Genomic DNA, 17,501 nt, shown 5'->3' with positions numbered 1-17,501 from the left:
GAGCGGATGCCGTTGCGCGGCCGGCGGGGTCAGGCGGCCTCGCGCAGGTCGGCCAGGCTCAACGGGGTACGCCGCCGCAGCAGCTCCTCCAGCTCCGGCACCGAGCCCACCTCGCCGAGCACGTTGCGTCCGCCGCCGAACCGCTCCGGGTAGCGGCGGGTCAGCCGGTAGCGGTAGCGGCCCCGGATCAGCTCGATGCTCACCCGCCACCGCCCGCAGCAGTCACAGACCCACTCGGACACCTCGCGAAAGTAGCTCTGACCTGCGGATATTTGATTCGGTCGGGCAGGACGAGCGGGCGCAACGCGGGACACGCCACCCCGCCACCCACGGTGATCTGCCTCACGGCTGTCGGTGCCGTCTGATTGACTGGTCGCCGTGGACCTGCCGATCAACCCGCCGGTCGAGCCGATGCTGGCCAAGAGCGTTCCCAAGCTGCCCACCCAGCCCGGGGTGACCTACGAGCCGAAGTGGGACGGTTTCCGGTGCATCGTGTTCCGCGACGGCGACGAGGTCGAGTTGGCCAGTCGGGGCGGCAAGTCGATGACCCGCTACTTCCCCGAGGTGGTCGAGCAGGCCCGCCGGCAGTTGCCCCCGCGGTGCGCGGTCGACGGTGAGCTGATCGTGATCCGGCGCGACGGGCCGAGCGGCCAGCCCCGGCTGGATTTCGAGCTGCTGGCCCAGCGCGTCCACCCGGCCGCGTCCCGGGTGAAGATGCTGGCCGAGACCACCCCGGCCGACTTCGTCGCGTTCGACCTGTTGGCGATCGGTGACGAGGCGTTGCTCGACCAGCCCTACCCGCGCCGCCGGGAGCGGTTGGTCGAGGCGCTGGCCGGGGTGCGCCCCCCGGTGCACGTCACCCAGGTCACCACCGATCCGGACACCGCTCGGCGCTGGTTTGACGTCTTCGAGGGCGCCGGGCTGGACGGTTTGATCGTCAAGCCGGCCGACCTGCCGTACGAGCCGGGCAAGCGACTGATGTTCAAGGTCAAGCACGCCCGCACCGCGGACGCGGTGGTGGCCGGTTTCCGCTGGCACAAGTCCGGCCCGGTGGTCGGCTCGCTGCTGCTCGGCCTCTACGACGAGGCCGGGGTCCTGCACCACGTGGGCGTGAGTGCGTCGTTCAGCATGGCTCGCCGCGCCGAGTTGCTCGACGAGTTGGCGCCCTATCGGGACACCGGCGGTGAGCACCCGTGGGTGCACGGTGACCACGAGCGCGGTCAACGCATCCCGGGTGGGGTGAGCCGGTGGACCGGCACGAAGAACCTGGAGTGGGAGCCGGTGCGCCCGGAGCTGGTGGTCGAGGTGGGCTACGACGCGATGGAGGGCGAACGCTTCCGGCACACCGCCCAGTTCGTCCGTTGGCGGCCGGACCGCGACCCCCGCTCCTGCCGCTACGACCAGCTCGACCGGCCGATCCGCTTCGACGTGGACCAGGTGCTGCGCGGCGACCCGACGGCCACCGTGGACCGAGCCGCCACCGGCTCGGCGTAGCCTGGCCGTCGACCCGATCCCGGAGGACCACGTGACCCGCACCGCCGACCAGCCTCGGATGGCGAGCAGCCGCCGGGCCCGTCGCACTCTCGCCGGCTTCGTCGTGGCCGCGCTACTCACCGCCGGTTGCACGCTGCCGGCGTTCGCGCCGCGCACGGAGGCCGAGGGTGTCGCCGCGCCGACCGGGAGCACGCCGACCTGGCGGCCCTGCCCGGAGGTGCCCGACGAGCTGGTCGGGCGTGGCGCACCGAACATGCGCTACGAGTGCACTCGGATCGCGGTGCCCCGGGACTGGGGCAACGGCACCGGAGCGACCGCCGGGCCGGGTGCCGGTCAGACCTTCGAGATCGCCCTGCTGAGGGCCCGGTCCACCAAGCAGCGCGACCGGATCGGCTCCTTGGTGATCAACCCGGGCGGTCCAGGCGGTTCCGGCGTCGACACCGCCGTCTACCTCTCCTTCGGCTCCCAGTTCGGCGGGCTGCCCGCGTCGATCACCGAGCGCTTCGACATCGTCGGCTTCGACCCGCGCGGGGTTTCCCGGTCCAGCCCGGTGAAGTGCATCTCCGACGCCGACCTGGACGCCAGCTTCGGTTACGACCCGGACCCGGCGAGCCAGTCGGCGTTCGACGGCTTCGTCGGCCTGAGCCAGCGGATCGGGCGCGGCTGCGGTGACCGCTACGGCGACCAGCTGCCGCTGTACGGCACCGAGCAGGCCGCCCGTGACATGGACGCGGTCCGCGCCGCCGTGGGCGACGACAAGCTCACCTACCTGGGCTACTCGTACGGCACCCTGCTCGGCGCCACGTACGCCCAGCTCTACCCCCAGCGGGTACGGGCGCTGGTGCTCGACGGCGCGGTCGACCCGCAGCAGCGGCTGATCGAGGGATCGGAGAGCCAGGCCCGAGGCTTCGAACGGGCCTTCACCAACTTCACCAACTGGTGCGCGGCGAACGCCGGCCGCTGTCCGATCGCCCCGGACGCCCGCGCCGCGGTCACCTCGGCCATCGACAAGGCCAAGGTCTCCCCGGTACGCGGCGACGACGGGCGGGAGGCCACCGCCGGCTGGGTGTTCTACGCCGTCATCTCCTCGCTCTACACCGAATCCGGCTGGCAGGAGCTGGCCCAGGCGATCGACAAGCTGGCCGAGGGCGACCCGAAGGACGTGTTCCGGCTCGCCGACGCGTACGCCGGCCGGGAGGACAACGGGCACTACTCGAACCTGTTCGACGCCAACCTGGCCATCAACTGCGCCGACGAGACGGAGAAGCCGAGCCGGCAGCAGATCCGGCAGTTGCAGTCCGAGTGGCGCACGAAGTACCCACTGTTCGGGCCGGCGTTGGCGGTCGGCATGCTGAGCTGCGTCGAATGGCCGGGCGGGCGTGACCCGTACCCGACCGGCAAGGCGCACGGCGCACCGCCGATCGTGGTGGTCGGCACCACCGGCGACCCGGCGACACCGTACGAGCAGACTCCCCGGCTCGCGTCGATGCTGGGTGTCGGTCGGGTGCTCACCTGGGAGGGCGAGGGGCACACGGCGTACCCGCAGACCTCCTGCATCACCAACGCGGTCGACGCCTACCTGATCAACCTCACGGTCCCCCGAGAGGGCCTGCGCTGCCCGCCCCGCTGACCGTGTGTCAGGCTCACCGGCATGAGTGACATGATCTACCGGGAGGCGGTCCGGGCTGACCTGCCTGCCGTCCTCGCCCTGCTCGCCGATGATGTCCTGGGCAAGGCCCGTGACTTCACCGAGGTCGACGACGCGTACGAGAGGGCGTTCGCGGCGATCGACGCGGACCCGCGCAACCAGCTGATCGTCGCCGAACAGGACGGCGACCTGGTCGGCTGCCTGCAGATCACCTACATCCCTGGCCTCGGCCGGCACGGCGCCGAGCGGTCCCTGATCGAGTCGGTCCGGATCCGCTCCGACCGGCGTGGCCAGGGGCTGGGCCGGGACCTGATGACCTGGGCGATCGACCAGGCCCGGGAGCGCGGCTGCGCGCTGGTGCAGCTCACCACCGACAAGACCCGCGAGGACGCGCACCGCTTCTACCTGGGCCTCGGCTTCGTGGCCAGCCACGAGGGCATGAAGCTCGCGCTCTGACCCGGCGTCGCGCCTCGTCCGTACCGACGGCGTGGAGCTGATGTCGCAGACGAGTCACCCCTGGCGATTCGTTGACGACATCAGCTCCACAGCGAGCGCGCGGACGCCTGACCGGCAGTGGTCAGCCGTCGACCAGGCGGCCGTCGCGCAGGGTCAGCACCCGGTCGGCGAGGTCGATCAGGGCCGGGTCGTGCGTCGCCACCAGCGCCGTCATGCCGCGGGCGTGCACCACCGCGCGCAGCAGGTCCATGATGGAGCGTCCGGTCTCCGAGTCGAGCTGACCGGTGGGCTCGTCGGCGATGAGCAGGTCCGGCTCGTTGGCCAACGCACGGGCCACCGCGACCCGCTGCTGCTGGCCGCCGGAGAGTTCGTACGGCCGCTGCGCGGCGTGCCCGCCCAGGCCGACCAGCTCCAGCAGCACCGCGACGCGCTCTTCCCGCTCCGCGGCCGGCACCTGCGCCAGCCGCAACGGCACGCCCACGTTCTCGGCGGCGGAGAGGATCGGCACCAGCCCGAAGGTCTGGAACACGAACCCGACAGTGCCCCGGCGCAGCCGCAGCAGTTCCGCCTCCCCGGCGGAGGTCACCTCGTGACCGGCCACCACCACCTGACCGCTGTCCGGCCGGTCCAGGCCGCCGATCATGTTCAGCAGGGTGGTCTTGCCGGCCCCGGACCGACCTCGGACGGCGACCAACTCGCCCCGGTTGGCCGTGAACGACACGTCCCGCACCGCGTGGACGGCGCGCTCACCCCGGCCGAAGGTCCGGCTGATCGCACTGACCCGGACCACCTCGTCGGGGCGCGCGCCGTTGAACCCGGCCGCGCCGGTCACCACCATGTTCTGCCCGCTCATGCCCGCGCCCCCCGCTCCTCCGAGGCCCGGTCGCCGGGCCGTACCTGCACATGGTCCGGCTCCAGGTCGAGCCGGACCCGCTCCTTCAGCGAGAGCGCGTCGACGAACGCGGCCGGCAGCTGCATCCGACCGTTGCGGTCCAGCACCGCGTACTCCTCGCTGACCAGTTCGGTGTTGCCGTCCGCGCCGATGCGGGCGGTCCGGCGTACCTCGGAGGCAGTCCGGCCATCGCGGATCGCGACGGTCCGGCGGACCTGCGTGGCCACGGCGTGGTCGTGGGTGACGACCACGATGGTGACACCCAGCTCCGCGTTGATGGTGCGCAGCGCCCCGAACACCTCGGCGCCGGTCGCCTCGTCCAGCTCACCGGTCGGCTCGTCGGCGAAGAGCACCTCCGGGTCGTTGGCCACCGCCACCGCCACCGCGACCCGCTGCTGCTCGCCGCCGCTGAGCTGCCCCGGCCGGCGTTCGGCGCAGTAGCCCACACCGACCAGGTCGAGCAGTTCCCGGGCCCGCTCCCGGCGGGCCTTGCGGCTGCGCTTGCCGGCCAACTGCATCGGCAGTTCGACGTTCTCCAGCGCGTTGAGGTACGGCAACAGGTTGCGGCCGGTCTGCTGCCAGACGAACCCGACCAGCTGCCGCCGGTAGCTCAGCCGCCGCTTGGCGGACAGGGAGAGCAGGTCGTAGTCGGCCACCCGGGCGATACCGGCCGTCGGCGTGTCCAGGCCGGAGAGGATGTTGAGCAGGGTCGACTTGCCCGAACCGGAGGCACCGACGATCGCCACCAGCTCACCCCGGTCGATGACCAGGTCGAGCCCCTGCAGGGCGACCACTTCCACCCCCTCGGTCTTGAAGATACGCACCAGGCCGTCGCAGACGATGTGTCCGCGTAGGCGGTCCTGCCCGCCGGCCCGCTCGGCGGCGCGTTGCGCTGCCCGCTGTTGCAGGGCGGCCAGGTCAGGCACCAGTGGAGTCTGGGCGGTAGCGGTCATCTCAGCTCTCCTCTCCGAGCCGAAGCACCTCTCCGAGGCGCAACCGGCGGTTGTTCAAAGCCTCGACGGCAACCGCGAAGCCGAGGGCGACCGCCCCGAGCGCGAGCACCGCGGCGACCAGGCTGGGCTCGAAAGCCACCCGGACCGGCACACCACTGGTGAACGCGGACAGGCCGAGCACCGGGTTGAGCAGCAGGGGCAGGACCGCGCCGACGAGCGCGCCGGTCAGCACCGACACCGCGACCAGCGGGGTCAACTCGACCAGCAGCAGCCCTCGCCACTGCCGGCGGGACAGGCCGAGGGTGCGCAGCCGGGACAGCACCTGGCCCCGGGACCGCGCGCCGGCCAGCACGGTGAACGCGATGGCCAGCAGCCCGAGCACGGTGCCGCCGACGGCCCCGGCCGTGAACCCGAAGGCCAGGATCCCGTTCGCCCCACCGTTGCCAAGCCCTCGGCGGACATCCGCCCGGGTGTCGACGGTGACCCCGAGGAGGCGTTCCCGGCCGGCGACCGCGCCGCCCCGCTGGTAGCGCTCCTGCCCCTGGTCGCCGGCGACCCGGAGCGCCTCCGCGTCCAGCGGATCCCCTGCGATCAGCAGGCTGGTCGGCGCGGGTGTGGTGATGCGCTTCGGCAGTGCCTGCCAGGGCAGGATCACGAACCGGTTGTTGTTCGCCGCCAGCAGCGGGAAGGCGTCCTCGGTGCCGGCCACCCGGAACTGGTACCGCTCGCCCTGCACCAAGATGAAGGCGGAATCGGCCAGCCCCACCTTCGCCAGATCCGCGGCGATCGCCGGTGAGACGATCGCCGGCAGCGGACCCGGACCAGGCTGGGCGGTGCGCAGCGCCTCCGGAACCGACAGGCCCGTCTGGGCTTCACGGGCCACCGTGTCCCACCCCGAGCCGTCGATCAGCAGCACGTCCGTCTGCCCGATGGCGGCGTCGGTGCCGATCTCGTCGGACGCCAGCCGCTCATCGTCCTCGAACAGCACCCGGGTGACGGCCCGGACCCCCGGCAGCCGGCCCAGCTCGTCGACGGTGTCGGGTGCGAAGCGCTCCCCGCGGATCACCGCGTCGGCGGGCACGATCTGCGCGGCGGCCCGTTCCCGGCTCGCGTCGACGCCAGCGGCCACGACGGCGCAGAACGCCGCGGTGCCGATCGCCAGCACCACCACGACCAGCGGTGCGGCGATCGCGGCGCGGCTGGCGCGGGCCGTGCCGAGGAAGGCCACGCTGCCCCGGGTCCGCGCGGCCAGCCGACTGACCAGCAACAACGGCCAGGGGTACGCCCGCAACGCCAGCACCGCCGCCGCGATCGCCAGCAGCACCGGCACCGACACGAGCAGTGGGTCCACCTCGCCCAGGGTCAGACCACGTCGGCGCAGCAGCACCGCGGCGAGCCCGGCCAGCAGCAGCAGGGAGATCTCGCCGGTGAGCCGACGGGCCGACGGGCGCATCCGGATCAGGTCCCGGCGGACCGCTCCGCCGGCCGGTACGGCCAGCGTCGCCACCGGCAGCGCCAGGGTGACCAGCACGGTCACCGCGATGAGGTACGGCGTGGTCGGGTCCGGGGCACCCGGGACCAGGGTGCCCAGCCACCAGCCCAGCGCGGCGGCGACCGGCACCACCAGCACCGACTCGACGAAACTGCGCCGAGCGCCGGCGGTGGCCCCGCCCCCACGGGCGCGCAGCAGCACGAACTCCGCGCGACGCCGTCGGGTGGCGAGACCGACCGCGAGCACGATGAGCCCCGCCAGGGTGGCCAGGACACCGGCCGCGATCACCGCGAGCAGCGTCCGGACGGCATCGATCTGGGCGGCGAACGCGCGCAACGGAACGTCAGCGCCCTGGGTCAACGTGAGATCCGGCGGATGGGTGCGCTGCATCACCTGCAAACCGTCGATCAACTGGTCCAGCTCGCGTGCGTTGACCCGGTCGACGCCCAGGCGGTACCGCCAGTTGGTCTGGACCGGCCACCCCTCCGCGGCCCGCTTGTTGAGGACCGACTGCGCCACGACGCCGACACCGACGAGCGGCTGGCCATCGCCGGTCGGTTCGATGATCTGCAGCAGCTGCGGTAGCCCGTCCCAGATGCCATTCGCACGGTCGACGGGACGGAACAGCCCGGAAACCACCAGCGGGGCACCGCCGAGAAAGTTGCCGTCCTTATCGGTCCTACCGATGCGCAGTTGACTACCGGTGCGCAGGTTGAGCTTGCGGGCCACGTCGACGTCGAGCGCCACCTCGATCGGCCGGTCGGGAACGTACGTCTCGCTCGGCCACGCCCCCTCGACGAGGGTGCTCGCGCTCTGGATGTCGGGCATGGCCCGTAGGCCAAGGTCAACCAGCAGCTTGCGGGCCGCCAGGTCCGGCCCGACCACGCGGGCCCCCGCGGTCTCGACCGTGTACCACTTCTCGGTCACCGCCGAGCGCACCTGCGGCGGCATGTCCGCGGCCAGGGCCTCGAACCGCTCGACGGCGTTGCCCATCGCCGTCCGCTGCGACGTCGCCGGCTCCAGTCTGGTGGTGTACGAGAGGTCCCGGCGCGCGGCCGGCTCGCTGTTGAGCTGCGCCCGCAGCCCTTGTTCGGCAAGCCGGTTGACCAACCTCGGCACGCCACTGATCAGCAGCGTGACCACCAGGGTCAGCACCGCCAGGAGCAGGAACTGCCCCCCGTACGCCCGGACCCGCCGGACGGCCGCCCCGACGCTCATCGTTCTCCCCCGATTCGCAGCTGCACCGCCGCCACCCGCTGACGGATGCCGGTGGCGATGAACGCGCTGAAGGCGAGCGCCGCCAGCAACAGACCGACCGCGGTCAGACCGATCGGCACCCACGGCAGCACGTACGCCGGCGGGGGTATCGGCCGGCCGGCGGCCGGGGTGAGGATGACCAGTGGGGCCATCGTCGCGCCGACCGCGGTGCCGAGTAACAACCCGACGCCCACACCGATGCCGGCGAGGAACGTCTGTTCGGCCAGCAACGCCCGAGCCATCAGGCGGGGCGTGGCACCGAGGGTGTGCAGGACCGCGAACTCGCCGAGCCGACGCCGGGCGGTGGCCCACACGTCCACCATCAGGCCGACGATGGCGAGCAGCACCGCGCCGAGCGCGGCGGCGAGCATCCCGGTTCGGGAACCGCGCCAGTACGGGTCGTCGGCGGCCGCCTCGATCACCGCCTGCCGATTGAGCACGGTGACGCCCGGGAGCTCAGCGGCCGCTCGGGCGGCGGCCGTCGCGTCGCTGGCGCCGATCCACCACTCCGGTACGGGTCGGACGGAGCCGCTGTCGCGGATCAGCGTGTCGACCGCGGTGGGCAGGTCCAGCAGCACGCCCTCCCCGGTGGTGGTCGGTACGGCGGTCAGCTCACCGACCAGGTGCACCGGCAGCGTCGCGCCGGAGAGCGTCAGGTCGGCGGTGTCGCCGACGTTGAGGCTGAGTGCGGCGCTCACTCCGGGGGTCATCAGCACCGGTACGGGCTTGTTCACTCCCACCGGCACGATGGCGAACCGGCTGGACGGCTGTTCGGAGGACCGTGCGTCGGGAATCATCTCCACCGCGTGGGACGTGGTGAACCCGTTGCCGCTGGGCTGCACCCGGCTGGGCTTCTCGCCGCGGGTGGTCATGATCCAGTCGCCGCTCAGCTCGACAGGTCGGGTCGTGCCGTCGGTGCCGACCGCCGTCAGCCCCTGCATCTGGAGCCGGTACAGGTTGCCGGTGCCCGGCCCACCGTCGGCTTCGAATCCCGCCAGCCGCAGTCGCGCCCCACCTTCGTCGGGCAACTGCACGGTGAACCGGCTGGCCCGGCCGTCGCTGTCGGCCTCCGCCGCCGGCAGCCGCAGGGCGAGCCCGTCGGACCTGGTAACCAGCAGGGTCACCGCGACCCGGGACGACGCGACGCTCCCGATCACCGGCGTACGGACGGTGCCGGTGATCGCGCGCGTCCCCGCGGGCAGTTCGACGCCCGCGGGATCCCCGCCCGCGTCGACCATCCGCTGGTACTGCGCCGACGCTGATCCGTCGCTGAGGCGGTCGGCGAGCCGGACGACACCCGGGGCGCTGGCCGGGTCGACACCGATCACGGTCGCCGACAGGTTCTCCCGCCCGACCCGGATCTCGTCCCGCCACGCCGGCAGCACCCGGTTCACGGTCGGCAGCGCGGTGAGTTCACCGGCCCGGGTCACTGGTGCGCTCCCGGTCCGTTCGGTCACCCGCACGTCAGCGCCGACCGTGTGTCCGGCCTGCTCGACCTGGGACCGCTCGCCGGTGCTGATCAGCGACCAGGCCAGGGTGCTGCCGCCGACGGCGAGGGCGAGCAGCAGGACCGGGCCGGCGTGCGGACGCCGACCGGCCTGCCACATGCCGAACATGGTGGCGGTCCAGGGACGCCTGTCGACGAACCGCTCCGCGAACCGGGTGAGCGGCGGGAGCACCCGCAGCGCCAGCACGGCACCGGCCAGCACGCCGAGCGTGGGGGCGGCGATCAGCAGCGGGTCGAGCCCGAGCCGACCGCCCGACCCGGCCAGCGGGGAGGCGTACCGGCGGAGCTGCACCCAGGCGATCACGGCGAGCGCCACGAGCACCAGGTCGACGCTGGCGCGTTGGACGCTCGCCGACCGGTTCGGTCGGGACCGGGCCGCCATGTCGGCGACGTACGTGCCGGCGCCGCGCAGCGTCGGCAGGACCATGGCGACGAGGCAGCCGGCCGCGGTGGCCGCTGCCGCCGCCCAGATCAGTGTGGTGTTGCCGCCGGCGGTGGAGAGGTCACTCGACCCGCCGGGTCGGACGAACCGCAGAACCTCGCTGGCGATCAGCGGGCCGAGCACGGCGGCCGGGGCGACCACCAGGGTCGCCTCACGGGCGGCCAGGCCGGCCAACTGTCCGCGGGCGGCGCCGCGGGCGCGCAGGAGCGCGGTCTGTTGGCGGCGGTCCTCGTGCAGCAGCGCGGAGACCAGCACCAGCGCGTACCCGCCGAGCACCAGGATGAGCAGCAGCGGGGTGGCCAGCGACGAGCGACCCACCAGGTCGGCGCGGGCGATCCGGTCCAGCAGCTGCGGCATCTTCGTCACGGCCTGCCCGGAGCTGCCCAGTTGGGCGGCCTCGGGTACGGCCGAGGTCGCTTCGGTGAGGGCCTTGCGAATGGCGGGCAGGTCGGCGGTGTCGACGCTGGCGAGGTCCGGTTGGGCCAGCCAGGACGCCGACACCGAGCCCGGGAAGGTGGCCACGAAGTCGGCGGGGTCGAGCGTGAACGGCCCGTACGAGGTGCCGGAGCCGGCGGTGCCAGCGCCCACGCCGGGGGCCAGCAGCCAGTACGCGTCCGTCGGGTCGCGGGGCCGCCAGGTGCCGGCGAGCACCAACTCGCCGCGTCGTTCGGTGGCCCGGTCGCGCACCGGGACGCGTTCGCCGACGGTCAGGCCCAGGGCGCCGGCGACCCGCTCGGGCAGGCTCACCTGGACCGGGTTCGCCCCGGGGCGGGGCCAGGCTCCGCTGGTCAGCTCCGCGTGGCTGGCGAGGTCGTCGAACGTGGCGAGGTTCGCGAAGACCGGTTCGTCGGCCGTACGCGGGATCTGCCCGAGGTCGCCGGTGAGTTCCCGGCCGGTGCCGTACCGGGCGGCGGTGACACCGACCGGCACGCCGCCGAGCCCGCTGGCCAGCTCGGCTCGGACCGCCTTGTCCCGGGTGGCGAACTCGGCCGCGTCCCGTCCTCCCGAGCCGCTGACCAGAAGGCCGCGCTCCTCGGCGGGCGAGGCGGCGACGAGAGCCCGCTGCCCGGCGTCCACCGCCCGACGGTTGTAGTCGGACAACCCAGTGACCAACGCGACGGCGACAAGGGCGGCGATCACCGCCGCGACCAGCAACCCGCGCGCCTCGCGGGCCCGTCTCCACACCAGCTTCATCCGACGCCTCCCCTGGCCCTGGCGGGCCGACGACCATCAAGACAGGCCACCTACCGGGAAAGGTTCGCGCCCGTTACATGATCGTTATTACGAGAATCGTCGGCCGAGGCCGGGTGGCTAGTTGCCACCTCGAAGGTTGCGAATGCCGAACACCACCGCGCCGAGCGCGATCAGGACGCCGATGAGCTGCAAGCCCGGGGAGTCATCGGCCTCCCCGAGCACGACGGCGGCGACGCCGAGCGCAACCCCGAGGACGGCGACGACGGTCAGGACGTACCTCATGGGGTTTCCTCCTCGACCCACTCCAGCAGGTCTCCGGGCTGACAGTCGAGCACCCGGCACATCGCCTCCAGGGTGCTGAAACGGACGGCCTTGGCCCGACCGTTCTTCAGCACCGCCACGTTGGCGGGCGTGAGCCCGACGCGCTCGGCGAACTCACCAACGCTCATCTTGCGCTTGGCCAACTCGACGTCGATCCGGACGACGATGGGCATCAGATCACCGCTTCCATGTCGGTCCGAAGCGCGGTCGCCTGCCGCAGCAGCGCCCGCATCACCACCATGAGGAGCCCCAGCACCGTGACGCCCACCGTCAGGAGGAACAGCAGGAGGGGCGCTCCCGGGTCGTCCGCGTTGAAGCCGACCCAGAGGAAGACGCCCACCAGCACCACCCACGCGGCGGCGATGGCCCAGACGATGGCGTCCACCCACTTGAGGGACGCCTCGGTGAAGATGCGGTCGCTCTTGACCAGGCTGAGCAACTGCCACGTCGCGACGATGACCACCTGGACGCAGAGCACCCAGAACACCGTCACGATGGTCGCCGGCCAGCGCAGGTGGGCGTCCTCCGGCGATTGCTGGGCCATGTACGCGAATTGGCCGGGCAGCGAGAGGGTCTGGAACACGACCAGCACCCCGAACAGCACCACGAGAAAGACTCTGAGAGCGGCAACCGCTCGATGCTCTGTCACCATGCATCGAGTTTCGCTCGTTACCTATCGAAAGTCAATCGGTTGCCGGTGAGCCGGCTTCCGGTGACGACAGCGTCGGCCCGGACGCCGGCCTGGCCTTCTGCGGATGGATCGTCTCGTGCCGGGCCAGCATGGCGACGAATTCGACGATCTTGCGCTGCCGGGTCTCCGCCCGCTTGACCGCGTTGAGGCGGTGGATGAGGGAGAACCGGTTGCTCTTGGTGAGCACGTCGAACATGGCCTGCGCGGCGGGTTCGGCGGCGATGGCGGCGAGGAGGTCGGCCGGCACCTCGGCCTCCGACGGTGGGGCGTAGGCCGCCGCCCACCGCCCGTCCGCCTTCGCCGCCTCCACCGCGGCCCGACCCGGTGGCAGCATCCGCCCCTGCTCCTCCAGCCGGGCCACGTTCGCCACGTTGCGCTGCGACCACGCACTACGGGACCGGCGCGGGGTGAACCGGATCCAGGACGACTCCTCGTCCCGTTTGCGGGCCTGCCCGTCGATCCAGCCGAAGCACAGGGCCTCGTCGACCGCCTGCTGCCAGGTCAGGGTCGTGACCGTGCCGCCCTTCTTGGTCAGGGCGAGCCAGACACCGGGTGACGAAGCGTGATGGGCCGACAGCCACACGCGCAGGGCGTCGGCGTCCGCGACGATCAACTCATCCAGCTCGGGGCTCGTCATGCCGGCAAGCTATCCCCCGGGTCTGACAGCCGGTGCCGGCCGACCGTCTGGCCCAGCCGGCCGTTCGGCGGGCCACCATGGACACCCGCCCAGCCATAAGATCACCGGCACGGCGGCCCGACGCAGCAGCGGCGCAGGTCGCCGTCACAAAGTTCAACGGTGTATGAGCGCGGCGTTCTTCGACACCGCGCCAACGGGGGAGGTACGAGTGAGGCGTTCGGTGAAGGTGCTGACCGCTGCCGCGGTGCTCGCGGCGACGGTGGCCGTGCCGGCGGCTCCGGCCGCCGCGGGCGGCACGGGCTGGTGGTCCATGTCCGGCTACCTGGTCAGCAACAGCGCGTTCAATCCCAACGAGACGGCCGTGACGGTGCCGACCGTCCCGAACCTCAAGCTCAAGCACACCGGCAGCCCGGCCCGGACCGGTCAGCGCGCGCCTGTCGTCGCCGACGGACTGGTGTACGCGGTGGATAACCTCGGCGTCACGGCCACCGACGAGGTGACCGGCGCACAGAAGTGGCGCTTCGACCTGGAGCCCACAGAGTTCGGGTTCTCCACAGAGCTCGTCCACACGGCCGGCCAGCTCGTCTTCGCGGCGAGCGTCAGGGGCATGCCTGGCTCCGATCACTCGCAGATCTTCGTTATCGACGCTGCGACAGGCACGCTGGTCCGGGACTTCCGTGACGAGGGCGTGGCATTGCAGATCCTCGTCGACCGGGGTGTCGTCGTGGTCTCCGGTTTTGGTCGCTACAGCTCGGACACGCGCGCCTACCGCATCGCCGACGGGCAACTGCTGTGGGAGCACGACGTCGTCATGGATCAGCCGGTCTCGGCGAACGGTCGCGTCCTGCTTTCCGGATACGCGGGCAACGGCGGTCCCCTGACCAGCACCGTCGTCAACATCAGCAACGGGGAGCCCCTCAACACCACGACGTACCGCGACTACCGGCCGCTCGCGACGGACGAGACGGGGAGCAAGATCTACGTCGGGTGGGGGCACAGCCTGCAGGTCCTCGACCCGGCGACCGGCAACCTGAGCTGGCTCGCGTCCGACCTGAACCCGACGTTCACGGTGGTCACCCCGACCCGGCTGTACGTCACCTCCGCCGGGGGCACCGTCTTCGCGCTGAACCGCAGCACCGGCGCCATCATCTGGAGCAAGCAGGTGACGGGCAGCGAGCACCAGCGGGCGATCATCGCCGGTGGCGTCCTGTACGTCACGGCCAAGGACAACCGGGTGTACGCCCTGAACCCGGTCGACGGCGCCACGCTGAACGCGCCAGCCTTCACCGGCGCGACCGACCAGCTCGTGGTCACCTACGGCCGGGTGTACGCCACCGACGGCACGAAGCTGACCGTCTACGGCCTCTAGGGCCTGCGGCGTTTCCACGGCGGTTGACCGGATGTCACGGTCAACCGCCGTCGCTGTTCGCGCGACGCGGCACTGTCCGCACAGGCGCGACGCGGCGTCGCTGTGGTGGTCGCGGTCGCGGTGGTGGTCGCGGCTTGAGTTAGGTTCGCACCCGGTGGATCAGCTTGTGCGATGGCCGGGGCCGCTCGGCCTACGTTCGTCGGTGGTAGTGGTTGCGGCGCGGGATCTGGTCGGGATCGAGCCAGGCCGGCGGGACGAACTCCGGGCGCCCGTCGTGGCCCAACCGAACCGCCCACTCACTCTGGTGGATGTGCCGGTGGTGGTGGCCGCAGAGCAGGACGGAGTTGTCGAGGCTGGTCGGGCCCCCATCGGCCCAGTGTCGGATGTGGTGGGCGGCGCACCAGCGCGGCGGCCGGTCGCAGCCCGGGAAGGCACAGCCGCCGTCGCGCAGCACCAGCGCGCGACGCAGCGGGCCGGTGACGAGGCGACGCTGTCGGCCCATGTCGAGCACCTGCCCGGTGCCGCCGAGCACAGCGGGCAGGATGGCCGCGTCGCAGGCGAGCCGGCGCACCGTGTCGGGGGTGAGACCCAGGCCGATGTCGAGGGCACCGGCACCCAACTGCCGCGCCAACCCGTCGTAGTCGGTGGTGACGACGAGTTGGGCCGGATCACCGCCGTTCTCGGGCAGTTCGCCGGTGCGCAGCGCCAGCCGGCACACGTCGGCGAGAGCATCATGGCGACGTTGCCCCTCTGAGCGGGTGTCGTCCGGCCCGGACGGCGCGCTGAGCGGGTCGATGACCGCACGCAACAGTGCTGCGGCTTCCGCGTCGAGGGTGCCGCTGAGCCGAAGCCGACCGCCGGTCTGCTCGGAGACGGTGACGTGCCGGTCGCGGGCAGCCCGGGCAGCCTCGGCAGCGAGCGCCGCCGCGGCGGCGGCGTCGGCGACCTCGGGTGCGACGTGGTCGAGGATGCGGGTGCCGAGTTTGCGCAGCGCCACAGGGTCGAACCGCGCGGCCCACTCGACCAGCACGCCCACCGCCTTGTCGGCGACCTCGGGCCCGGCGGACGCCGACACGGTGGCGACCGTGTCCGCGATGACGCGGGCCTGGTCCAGGCTGACCGCCCCGTCCGCCAGGGCTTCGCGCACGGTGGGTGGGGCGACGTCGAGTGAGGCGGCGAGCCCGACCAGCCGACGGGCGGCGGAGACGTCGAGTCGCAGGCGGTGGCGCAACCACACGGCCGTCGAGGAGGCGCCCTGCGCGACCGCGGTGCCCCGACCGTCCAACTCGCGGACCGCGGCCACCTGCACGGCCGCCAGCCGCTGCTGCAACCGGTGCGTGGCATCGAGCACCGCGATCAGATCGTGCTCGGAGAGGGCCCAGACCGGGGCGTCGGCGCAGGTCGCCACCGCACTGTCCGCCCGCACCAACTCATCGATCACAGGCAAATTCTAGAACAGGTGTACGACAAATTCTGGCCGCACCGAGTGCGCGACATCGCCCAACCAGGCCCGGTCAGCCGTCGGTCAACTCCGGACGATGCTCGCGGATCCAGGCCACCACGTCCGACTTCCGCCAGACCTTGCCCATCGCCAGCACGGCGACCGGCTCCGGGAAGTTCCGCTGATTGGCGATCACGGACGCGCGCTGCCGGGACACGTTCCCCAGCATCTCCCGAATCTCCGACACGCCGACGAGGTCCACACATTGACGATGACAGCGGCACAGGCGCCAGACTGCGACAACTACGGAGTGCGTTGACACAGACAACATGTCGGACCACGATTGACAGATGACTACGCCGGAGGCCTCCCCCAGCCGTGACCATCAGCCGCTGAGCGACCTACACCCGGTGCATCAGCACCTGCCGCGTCGGCCGTCGTGGCTCTGCCGGGTGTGCGCCGCCACCTGGCCATGCGCATTCGCCCGAATGTTGCTGCGGGTGGAGTACGAAGGGGATCGGGTGGCGCTATCGATCTACATGGCCAGCCAGCTCTACGACGCGACAGCCGACCTGCTCACGCTCAACCCCGACCCGGGACCGGACCCACGGGAGCTGTTCGACAGGTTCCTGGCGTGGACGGCGCAGCCGCGCTTGTGACGCCGCCGGGGGTCGGTCAGGGGCTGTCGGGGGTGGCCCTGGCGCGGCTGGGCTGCACCCGCTTGGGCTCCCCCGGCATCTTCGGGTGGTCCGGCGGGTACGGCAGGTCGCCCTGGCCGGCGGCGGCGTCGCGCTCGGCCCACTCGAGCAGTGGGGTGATGTCCCACGGTGCGTCGTCGATGCCGGCGTGCGGGTCACCTCGCTCGGCGAGCCGGGCGGGCACGGTGCGCAGGTCGAAGTCGTCCGGGTCGACGTCGGGTAGCTCGTCCCAGGTGACCGGGGTCGAGACGGTGGCCCGCGCGTTGGCCCGTAGCGAGTACGCGCAGGCGATCGTCCGGTCGCGCGCCATCTGGTTGAAGTCGACGAAGACCCGGGTGCCGCGCTCCTCCTTCCACCAGGCGGTGGTGACCAGGTCGGGGTTGCGGCGCTCCACCTCCCGGGCCAGCGCGATGGTGGCCCGGCGCACCTCGGTGAACGTCCAGCGGGGTTGGATGCGCAGGTAGACGTGCACGCCCCGGCCGCCGGAGGTCTTCGGCCAGCCGGTCGCGCCCAGCTCGTCGAGGAGCGCGCGGACCTCGCCGGCGGCCCGGGCCGCGTCGGCGAAGTCGGTGCCGGGCTGCGGGTCCAGATCGATGCGCAGCTCGTCGGGGCGGTCGACGTCGGCGGCCCGCACGGGCCACGGGTGGAAGACGATGGTGCCCATCTGCGCCGCCCAGGCCACGTGCGCCAGGTCGGCCGGGCAGAGCTCCGCCGCCGTCCGACCGCTCGGGAAGGTGATCTGCGCGGTGGTCACCCAGGGCGGCACCCCACGGGTGGGCACCCGTTTCTGGAAGAACGCCTCGCCCTCGACGCCCTCGGGGAAGCGTTGCAGGGTGGTCGGCCGGTCGCGCAGGGCGCGCATGATCCCGTCGCCCACCGCGAGGTAGTAGTGGAAGACATCCGCCTTGGTGAACCCCCGCTGAGGGAAGATCACCCGGTCCGGACTACTCAGCCGTACGCTGCGCCCGGCCACCTCGACCTCGGTGACCGCAGCCTTGGTGCCCGCCAT

17 protein-coding genes are annotated in these 17,501 nt (G+C 72.2%); 5 read left to right on the top strand and 12 right to left on the bottom strand.

The window, feature by feature from the left end:
* Window positions 1-29: 29 nt before the first annotated feature.
* Window positions 30-242: a hypothetical protein gene (locus EV382_RS01035; protein ID WP_130399792.1), complete on the bottom strand. Its 213-nt coding sequence runs from the start codon at window positions 240-242 to the stop codon at window positions 30-32.
* Between the two features lie 136 nt (window positions 243-378).
* Here EV382_RS01035 and EV382_RS01030 point away from each other — a divergent pair, with 136 nt between their 5' ends.
* Genes EV382_RS01030 through EV382_RS01020 form a run of 3 tightly spaced genes read left to right on the top strand, consistent with a single transcriptional unit; the run spans window position 379 to window position 3,598 of the window.
* Window positions 379-1,494, top strand: coding sequence for an ATP-dependent DNA ligase (locus tag EV382_RS01030; RefSeq protein WP_130399791.1), 1,116 nt, complete (start codon window positions 379-381; stop codon window positions 1,492-1,494).
* A 58-nt stretch (window positions 1,495-1,552) separates the two neighbouring features.
* Window positions 1,553-3,124 carry an alpha/beta hydrolase gene (locus EV382_RS01025; protein WP_130408305.1) on the top strand — a complete coding sequence of 524 codons (1,572 nt, stop codon included), beginning with the start codon at window positions 1,553-1,555 and terminating at the stop codon, window positions 3,122-3,124.
* A 21-nt stretch (window positions 3,125-3,145) separates the two neighbouring features.
* Window positions 3,146-3,598: a GNAT family N-acetyltransferase gene (locus EV382_RS01020; RefSeq protein ID WP_130399790.1), complete on the top strand. Its 453-nt coding sequence runs from the start codon at window positions 3,146-3,148 to the stop codon at window positions 3,596-3,598.
* A gap of 121 nt (window positions 3,599-3,719) precedes the next feature.
* Here the strand turns inward: EV382_RS01020 and EV382_RS01015 are convergent, their stop codons facing one another.
* From EV382_RS01015 to EV382_RS00985, 8 genes are all read right to left on the bottom strand, one after another.
* Entirely contained in the window at window positions 3,720-4,451 is a 732-nt protein-coding gene (locus EV382_RS01015; RefSeq protein ID WP_244236491.1) for an ABC transporter ATP-binding protein, read from the bottom strand.
* A complete protein-coding gene (locus EV382_RS01010; protein ID WP_130399789.1) occupies window positions 4,448-5,443 on the bottom strand; it encodes an ABC transporter ATP-binding protein in 996 nt (331 codons plus the stop codon). Before EV382_RS01010 ends, EV382_RS01015 begins: the two co-directional genes overlap by 4 nt.
* Window position 5,444: 1 nt before the next feature.
* A complete protein-coding gene (locus tag EV382_RS01005; RefSeq protein ID WP_130399788.1) occupies window positions 5,445-8,153 on the bottom strand; it encodes an FtsX-like permease family protein in 2,709 nt (902 codons plus the stop codon).
* On the bottom strand, window positions 8,150-11,335 hold the full coding sequence (locus tag EV382_RS01000; protein WP_130399787.1) for an ABC transporter permease: 3,186 nt from the start codon (window positions 11,333-11,335) through the stop codon (window positions 8,150-8,152). The genes EV382_RS01005 and EV382_RS01000 overlap by 4 nt, the downstream gene beginning before the upstream one ends.
* A gap of 117 nt (window positions 11,336-11,452) precedes the next feature.
* Window positions 11,453-11,617: a hypothetical protein gene (locus EV382_RS32525; RefSeq protein WP_165435691.1), complete on the bottom strand. Its 165-nt coding sequence runs from the start codon at window positions 11,615-11,617 to the stop codon at window positions 11,453-11,455.
* A complete protein-coding gene (locus EV382_RS00995) occupies window positions 11,614-11,829 on the bottom strand; it encodes a helix-turn-helix domain-containing protein (RefSeq protein WP_030336216.1) in 216 nt (71 codons plus the stop codon). Before EV382_RS00995 ends, EV382_RS32525 begins: the two co-directional genes overlap by 4 nt.
* Window positions 11,829-12,263, bottom strand: a complete 435-nt coding sequence (locus tag EV382_RS00990; RefSeq protein WP_244236490.1) for a DUF2975 domain-containing protein — start codon at window positions 12,261-12,263, stop codon at window positions 11,829-11,831. The genes EV382_RS00995 and EV382_RS00990 overlap by 1 nt, the downstream gene beginning before the upstream one ends.
* 76 nt (window positions 12,264-12,339) lie before the next feature.
* Entirely contained in the window at window positions 12,340-12,984 is a 645-nt protein-coding gene (locus EV382_RS00985; protein WP_130399785.1) for a YdeI/OmpD-associated family protein, read from the bottom strand.
* Between the two features lie 208 nt (window positions 12,985-13,192).
* Here EV382_RS00985 and EV382_RS00980 point away from each other — a divergent pair, with 208 nt between their 5' ends.
* The gene (locus EV382_RS00980; protein WP_165435690.1) at window positions 13,193-14,353 is read left to right on the top strand and encodes an outer membrane protein assembly factor BamB family protein; all 1,161 of its coding nucleotides are present in this window, start codon (window positions 13,193-13,195) and stop codon (window positions 14,351-14,353) included.
* A 190-nt stretch (window positions 14,354-14,543) separates the two neighbouring features.
* Here the strand turns inward: EV382_RS00980 and EV382_RS00975 are convergent, their stop codons facing one another.
* Both EV382_RS00975 and EV382_RS00970 read right to left on the bottom strand, forming a co-directional pair.
* On the bottom strand, window positions 14,544-15,794 hold the full coding sequence (locus EV382_RS00975) for an HNH endonuclease signature motif containing protein (RefSeq protein WP_130399783.1): 1,251 nt from the start codon (window positions 15,792-15,794) through the stop codon (window positions 14,544-14,546).
* Between the two features lie 73 nt (window positions 15,795-15,867).
* Window positions 15,868-16,056: a hypothetical protein gene (locus tag EV382_RS00970; RefSeq protein ID WP_130399782.1), complete on the bottom strand. Its 189-nt coding sequence runs from the start codon at window positions 16,054-16,056 to the stop codon at window positions 15,868-15,870.
* An 88-nt stretch (window positions 16,057-16,144) separates the two neighbouring features.
* Here EV382_RS00970 and EV382_RS00965 point away from each other — a divergent pair, with 88 nt between their 5' ends.
* Entirely contained in the window at window positions 16,145-16,453 is a 309-nt protein-coding gene (locus tag EV382_RS00965) for a hypothetical protein (protein ID WP_244236489.1), read from the top strand.
* Window positions 16,454-16,469: 16 nt separating this feature from the next.
* Here the strand turns inward: EV382_RS00965 and ligD are convergent, their stop codons facing one another.
* Window positions 16,470-17,501, bottom strand: coding sequence for a non-homologous end-joining DNA ligase (gene ligD / locus EV382_RS00960; protein WP_130399781.1), 1,032 nt, complete (start codon window positions 17,499-17,501; stop codon window positions 16,470-16,472).

This window comes from Micromonospora violae (assembly GCF_004217135.1).
Classification (GTDB): domain Bacteria; phylum Actinomycetota; class Actinomycetes; order Mycobacteriales; family Micromonosporaceae; genus Micromonospora; species Micromonospora violae.
The sequence above is the reverse complement of the archived record's forward strand: the minus strand, read 5'-3'. Positions and strand labels throughout refer to the sequence as shown.